Origin of the sequence: Nocardioides sp. (assembly GCF_016462705.1) — a bacterium.
Classification (GTDB): domain Bacteria; phylum Actinomycetota; class Actinomycetes; order Propionibacteriales; family Nocardioidaceae; genus Nocardioides.
This window is the reverse complement of record NZ_JAEMSS010000262.1, coordinates 1-4,472: the sequence shown is the minus strand read 5'-3', so window position 1 is coordinate 4,472 and position 4,472 is coordinate 1. Positions and strand designations below refer to the sequence as shown.

Genomic DNA, 4,472 nt, shown 5'->3' with positions numbered 1-4,472 from the left:
CGCCGTAGGCGACGCCCACTCCACCCAGGCCGACCACCGCGGTGGCGCTGAAGAGCGCCGCGGCCAGACGGGAACGCCGCAGCGAGCGGCCCGGTGCGGGGGCGGCGGCGGCCGCGATCGCAGCGAGCCGGTGGACGAACTCGTCGTCGACCGTGGGGACGCCGAGATCCGCACGCAGAGCGCGCGAAACATCGGCACGTGAACGGGGGAACCTCACATCATCAGTATGTCGCGGGCACGTTGTTTCGTTACGAGGTCGCGAGAACGATGTTTGGTTACGCTTGACGGGCACGGTTCAAGCCGCCGTCCGGCACCGGCGCACCATCGGGGTTGGGGAGCGAGCGATATGGCACGAGGCGAGGTCGATGCTCTCGTCTCCGAGGCCCGCCGCGGCGACGCCGGCGCCTGGCGGGAGCTCTTCCTGCTGCACAACCGGCGGCTGACCGTCTGGCTGCGCTCCCTCCCGTCACCCGACGTCGCGTCCTCGGCCGAGGACGTCGCCGCTGAGGCGTGGCTGACGGCCGCGGCCAAGATCCACGACTTCAAGGGCGGCGACGAGGACTTCCCTGCCTGGCTGTTCACCATCGCGCGCAACCACGCGTCCAACAGCCGCCGGACCGCCCTGCGCAGGCGCACGGACCCGGTCTCGGTCCAGGAGGCACCGGAGGCCACGTGGGGCCTGGCGGCAGCCGACGTCCACGAGGTCGACAACCTCGAGACCACTCGGCAGCTGCTCCAGCACCTCAGCCCACGGGAGGCCGAGGTGGTCGCCTGCATCGACATCGTCGGCCTGGACGTGGCCGCCACCGCAGCAGCCCTCGGCATGAAGCCGACGGCGGTCAGGGTCGCGAGGCACCGGGCGCTGGGACGGCTGCGCGGGGTTCTTGCCGAGATCGAGACCGAGTCCTCGGACGCCTTCACCCCTCCGCTCGACAGCGCTCCCAACCCGCCCAGGTCCCCAGCACCGCGACCAGGACACTGAGCAGCACCACGGCGACCGCCACGGGCCCCAGGACCAGCAGTGGGGCGGGGACTCCGAGCCCGGTGTCGGTGCCGGCCACGCTCACAGAGGCGACGGCTGTGCTCGACACCGCCGCGACGATGCCGCACGCCAGGGCGAACTGGCTCCCGATCCGGCGCCACCGCGCCCGGCTGCTCTGACCGCGCAGGGTCCTGGGCAGCTCCGCCACCGGCATCCAGAACGCGAGCAGGACGTAGAACAACCCTCCGAGGCCGGTCCCGGGCAGTCCAGCGTTGTTCATCAATGACCCTTCTCGTAGACGAGCAGAGGACGGCGCAGGATCAGCTCGGTCACGATGGCCTCGAGCAGGAAGAACGCGTTGACGGTCCTCAGGACGAAGAAGCTCGGCAGTGACGCGAGAGCGCGAGAGACCTCACCTCGGCGCCGGGCGGCCACCAGGACCGGCACGATGACGGCCGGAACGTCGATGACGTAGGCGAGCAGGATCCACGGTGCGTTGAGCACCACCGCCAGGACGGGCAGGACGAGCAGGTAGACGACCGAGGCCACGACGGCGTCGAACATGGCGACACCCACGACGGTGCGAAGGAACCCCAGCGGCAGGATGCCCTTCCAGTGCAGCCGGACGTTCTGCACGAAGCCGTGCGACCAGCGCTTGAGCTGCTTGCTCATGAAGTCGAAGCTGTGCGGCTCGATCGGGTAGCAGAGCGCCTCCGGGACGAAGCCCACACGGTGCCCGTCCTGGTAGAAGGTCCAGGTCAGGTCCATGTCCTCGGCGCGGGTCCGCTCGGACCAGCCTCCGGCCTCGCGTAGCCGCTCGGTGCGGTACGCCGAGAAGCAGCCTGACGAGATGAGCGGCTTGCCGTAGTAGTCCTGGGTGGGCTTGTAGAACGTGAACGACAGCAGGTACTCGATGTAGCGGCCGCGCTCCCAGACCGAGCTCACGTGCCTCGGCAGGACGAACCCGCACGTCGCGGCCAGCTCAGGGTCGAAGTGCAGCGGGGCGAGGAGCAGCTCGATCGCGTCGGGTGCCAAGGTGGTGTCGGCGTCGATGGCCATGCAGTAGGGCGTGTCGACGTAGTCGAGGGCGACGTTCTGCGCGCCCGCCTTCGAGCCGGTGTTGGACGGCGGCGTGATCACCTGCGCGCCGGCCTGCCGCGCCACCAGCGCGGTGTCGTCGGTCGAGCCGTCGTCGACCACGATCACCCGGGCCGGGGCCGTCGTCTGGGCCAGCACGCTCCGGACGGTGTCACCCACGGACGCGGCCTCGTTGTAGGCGGGGATGATCACCGTGAGCTGGTCGGCCGGGCGAGGCGCCATGTGACGCCCTTGGGGGCGTTCGGACAGGCGGGGGTCGGGCCCGGCGAGGACGTCGGTCACTGTCGGACTTGTCGCGGGCGGTCCGCATCGTTACGTTCGAGACGACGTGCCGTCCGGGGCGCATCGCAGGCGCGCTCGAGGCCAAGAACATGTCGGCTCAGCCCGTCTCCGTTACGCCGGGGGCGCGTGGTCCTTGTCACCTGCCCACGGTCGTTAGGACGTCCGCGACGCGGGCACCCTCCTGAGGCTCAGCTCCCGACCTCGAAGGAGAAACATCATGGGCTACGGCCTCGGAGCATTCCTGCTGGCGGTGGGGCTCATCCTCGCCCTGGCCGTCACGGACTCCATCAACGGCGTCGACCTCACCATGGTCGGCTGGATCCTCGCCCTCGTCGGCGTGGTCAGCCTGATCCTCACGGCAGTGACCGCGACCCGTGGTCGCGGCATCCGCACCGTCGAGACCACTCAGGACAGCGCCGGACGGCACGTCGTCAGCGACCGCCGCACCGAGATCTGACGCTCATGACCACCACGACGCTCGTCGAGCCCTCCCTCCAGCACGATCACACCTGGCGGCTCGAGAACGTCGACTACGACCAGCTGGTCGGCCAGGTCCGCCAGTTCGGCTGCGCGTGCGGGGCCGTGTGGTTCCGCTGACGCGCGTGGCCCCATGACGTGAGTCTTCCGCCGGCTCTCTCGCCGACGGTCCGTCGAGGCGGCGCCTCTTCCCCGGGGAGCGGGAGGAGGCGCCGCCTTTTCGTCCGTCAGACGTCGGCCGACTGGCCGGCCGGCCGGAAGATTGAAGGCCCGGCGGTAGCTGGGCTACCGCCGGGCCAGGAACAGTGTGCTCGGGGGGTTAAGCGCGCCGTCCCACCCCGCCTCAGCGGGGCCTCCCTCCCAGGGAGACGCAGATCGCCACCATCGCGACCTGGTGACTACACGTGTCGCGTCGCGTTCCGAGCGTTACATCGCGTCTCGCACGAATCGCTCAGCTGGGTCCCTGACCGCTCATGTCCAGGGTCGTGACGATCGCCGGGTGGTCGGAGTCGACCCGCACCTCACGGTGGTCGACCACCTCGACGTCGGCTTGGTGGAAGAGGTACATGACGGCCCGGTCCTTGGCGTACCCGAAGCCCGCCGAGGTCATCTTGGCGGCCGCCGTCCACGGCCCCTGGCCGGGATGGGAGTTCATGTCACCGCCGACCAGCACGGGCCCATGGGCCGCCAGCGTGTCGACCGTGTCCAGCAGCACGTCCATGCCCGCGCTGTAGCGGGCGACCCGCGACTGCCTGGCACCTCCGGGCTGGCGCGGGTACTTCGCCGGGTTGGTCATCATGTGCGTGGAGACGATCGACACGATCGCTCCGTCCGCGCGCTGCAGCATCGCCCACATCGCGAAGCGGTCCCAGACCACGGGTCGGCCCTGGTAGTAGCTCCCGTCGTCCTCCACCAGCTTCACGCGGCCGGCGTCGACCAGGGTCCAGCGGTCGGCGTCCCACATCACCGCGTTGTTCATCGCCTGGAACCCGCCCTCGGACCGGTCCGCCTGAGGATCGCGGTAGGCGTCGTACCCGGGAGCCAGGGCGCGGAGCTCGTCGTCCCCACGGCTGCTCACCTCGTTGAGCATGACGAAGTCCGGCGCCGCCGACGTGAGCGTGCGCATGGACGTCGCGAACCCGCCGGCGCTGGTGCGGTTGGGCAGGTTCGCCACCGCGGTGGTGACGGTGCCCTGCACGGCCGGACCGATCGGCGCCTCGACCGACTCCAGCGGGCCCACCCTGAGCCCGGAGCCGACCCGGCCGGTGCCGGGCTCGACCAGCACCGGTCCCTCGGGTTTCGGCGGCTTGGGCGGCTTCGGCTCGCGGAGGAGCACGGTGCCAGGCAGGACCCGCTGCGGAGGTGCAGGAGCCGCGGTGGGGCCCGCCGGCTGCGCACCGTCGGCGCGTGCGCTCGCGTCGTTCGCCTCGGGGTCGTCGCGGAGGTTGTCGGCGACGACGAGCGCACCCAGCAGCGTCACCACCAGGGCTGCGGCACCGGCCTGCAGCCCCTGGCGCCGCGCCGGGCGAGCCCTCCGTCGGTTCACCAGCCCAGGGTAGGTGGGACTCGGCGGCCAGGTGCGGTGTCACCGATCACCCGACGTAGGTGTCACGCGTCAGCCGAAGACAAGGAG

7 protein-coding genes are annotated in these 4,472 nt (G+C 70.7%); 3 read left to right on the top strand and 4 right to left on the bottom strand.

The features are described from left to right. The coding region (locus JHD21_RS21020; protein WP_292679407.1) for a hypothetical protein at positions 1–217 on the bottom strand (217 nt) is incomplete at its 3' end. Positions 218–346: 129 nt separating this feature from the next. On the opposite strand from JHD21_RS21020, the gene JHD21_RS21015 reads away from it, so the two are divergent. Beyond that, complete coding sequence (locus JHD21_RS21015; protein WP_292679404.1) at positions 347–982, top strand: RNA polymerase sigma factor; 636 nt, start codon at positions 347–349, stop codon at positions 980–982. Here JHD21_RS21015 and JHD21_RS21010 read toward each other — a convergent pair. Together JHD21_RS21010 and JHD21_RS21005 are read right to left on the bottom strand one after the other, a co-directional pair. Then, positions 918–1,262, bottom strand: coding sequence for a hypothetical protein (locus JHD21_RS21010; protein ID WP_292679403.1), 345 nt, complete (start codon positions 1,260–1,262; stop codon positions 918–920). The two genes, JHD21_RS21015 and JHD21_RS21010, sit on opposite strands and share 65 nt — an antisense overlap. Continuing rightward, positions 1,262–2,302 (bottom strand): glycosyltransferase family 2 protein, encoded by a 1,041-nt coding sequence (locus tag JHD21_RS21005; protein WP_292679401.1) that lies wholly within the window; start codon positions 2,300–2,302, stop codon positions 1,262–1,264. The genes JHD21_RS21010 and JHD21_RS21005 overlap by 1 nt, the downstream gene beginning before the upstream one ends. A 277-nt stretch (positions 2,303–2,579) precedes the next feature. Between JHD21_RS21005 and JHD21_RS21000 the strand changes: the two genes are divergently transcribed. Then, positions 2,580–2,819 (top strand): DUF6458 family protein, encoded by a 240-nt coding sequence (locus JHD21_RS21000; protein WP_292679398.1) that lies wholly within the window; start codon positions 2,580–2,582, stop codon positions 2,817–2,819. A 5-nt stretch (positions 2,820–2,824) separates the two neighbouring features. Beyond that, positions 2,825–2,959: a hypothetical protein gene (locus JHD21_RS20995; RefSeq protein WP_292679397.1), complete on the top strand. Its 135-nt coding sequence runs from the start codon at positions 2,825–2,827 to the stop codon at positions 2,957–2,959. A gap of 331 nt (positions 2,960–3,290) precedes the next feature. Here the strand turns inward: JHD21_RS20995 and JHD21_RS20990 are convergent, their stop codons facing one another. Further along, a complete protein-coding gene (locus JHD21_RS20990) occupies positions 3,291–4,385 on the bottom strand; it encodes a hypothetical protein (protein WP_292679396.1) in 1,095 nt (364 codons plus the stop codon). Between the last annotated feature and the right edge of the window lie 87 nt (positions 4,386–4,472).